The sequence below is a fragment of the Streptomyces sp. NPDC091280 genome (genome assembly GCF_044768565.1).
Taxonomy (GTDB): Bacteria; Actinomycetota; Actinomycetes; order Streptomycetales; family Streptomycetaceae; genus Streptomyces.
On the sequence record NZ_JBIVUZ010000044.1, the window covers coordinates 1 to 1,537 of the forward strand.

2 protein-coding genes are annotated in these 1,537 nt (G+C 69.8%); both read left to right on the forward strand.

All coding sequences use genetic code 11. From position 1 onward, the window contains the following. The first annotated feature begins 94 nt into the window (after positions 1-94). Positions 95-541 (forward strand): hypothetical protein, encoded by a 447-nt coding sequence (locus tag ACIQPR_RS49095; RefSeq protein ID WP_403664390.1) that lies wholly within the window; start codon positions 95-97, stop codon positions 539-541. Between the two features lie 53 nt (positions 542-594). Beyond that, the gene (locus ACIQPR_RS49100) at positions 595-1,434 is read left to right on the forward strand and encodes a transposase family protein (protein WP_403664392.1); all 840 of its coding nucleotides are present in this window, start codon (positions 595-597) and stop codon (positions 1,432-1,434) included. Positions 1,435-1,537 lie beyond the last annotated feature (103 nt).

The window sequence follows — 1,537 nt, forward strand, 5'->3', positions numbered from 1 at the left end:
GCGGGATGCCGGGTTCGGCTGCGCCCACGACCGGCCCCCGCCTACGATCCGTCAGCAGGTCGGCACGCCGTGAGAACGCGGGAGGGCGCGGAGGATGCAGGAGCGGCAGTGGATCACCGCCCGTCGGAGCGAACTGGACGCCCTCGCCGAGGAGTTGGCCAAGCAACTCCAGGAGGTCCAGGCCGAGCGGGATGAACTGGCGATCGCAGAGCGTGTGTTGAACCGCCTGGCCGAACAGGCACGGGCCGACGCTGGGGCTGTCGCTCCGGTATCGGTGAAGGTGGCCGGGCGGGCAGTCCTGCTCGTCCCGCACCGCAGCGACGCGGCCGACGAGGGTGTGCTGCCCGGCGACTACCGCAAGATCCTGGCGATCGTGCGGGAGGCCGACGGCCCGGTGCAGGTCAGGGCGGTCGGCGAGCGGCTGGGGCTGGACGCCTCGGTGCGCGGCAAGCTGGAACCTTTGCGGGCGAAGATGACCAAGCTCGCCGACCGCGGCTGGCTGCACAAACGCCCTGACGGGCAGTTCTCCGCACGTCCGTAACTGCGCGGGGCGGGAGCGTAACTGACGGGCCCCCGGCGGCAGTTGAGTTTGGTGTGAAGAAAAACAACCATCCCGTCGAGGGCCCTGACGGCCTTGTCTACACCGCCCGCCTGCCGCTGTCGAGTGCCACCCTGAACTGGCTCGCCGACCTGATACGCGGCCACCTCAAGAAGATCGGCTCCAGGTGGCGCGCCCTGCCCGCAGGGAAGATCGCCACCGTCGTGCCGGCCGTGCTGCGCTGTGACCAGCGGCCCGGCGACCTGGCTGGCGGCAACCAGATACACCGCACCACCGTGACCCGGTGGGTGAGGGAAGTCGTCGGCCTGCTCGCCGCCCGCGCCCCACGCCTGGACCGCGCCCTGAAGAAGATCACCCGAAAGGGCGGCGGAGTCGTACTGCTGGACGGCACGCTGATCCGCACCCGGCGCAGGACCGGGAAGGAGAACCGGAAGAACTACTCCGGCAAGCACAAGTGCCATGGCCTGCTCGTAATCGCGCTCACCGACGACCGGGGCCGACTGCTCTGGGTCTCGGCGGCCCGGCCCGGACGCACCTCGGAGATCACCGCCTGCCGCCACGACCAGCTCACCGTCAAGCTGCGGGCGGCCGGCCTCGGAGCCATCGCCGACCTGGGATTCGTCGGACTCGACGACAGTGATCCCGACGCCGACCCGGCGGTGATCACCGGTTACAAGGCCGCCCGGCACCGGCCCCTGACGCGAGGGCAGAAGCTGTCCAACAAGGCGCTGGCGGCCGTGAGGGCGCCGGTCGAGCACGGTTTCGCCCACCTGAAGAACTGGCGGGTCCTCAGCAAGGTCCGCACCGACCCGACATGGGCGACTGCCCTGGTCAGAGCCCTGCTGGTCCTCACCAACCGCGAAGTCTCCCGATGACCGACGATCTTCGCCGAAGTCATCCGCCCACGACCAGCACGAGCACCCCGAACCCCACGCACACCAGACCCGTGACCAGCAACTTCACGATGCACACCGCTCA

Bases quoted from the DNA above. Each gene is read 5' to 3' on its own strand.
- ACIQPR_RS49095 (WP_403664390.1), top strand. From the start codon at position 95: ATGCAGGAGCGGCAGTGGATCACCGCCCGTCGGAGCGAACTGGACGCC.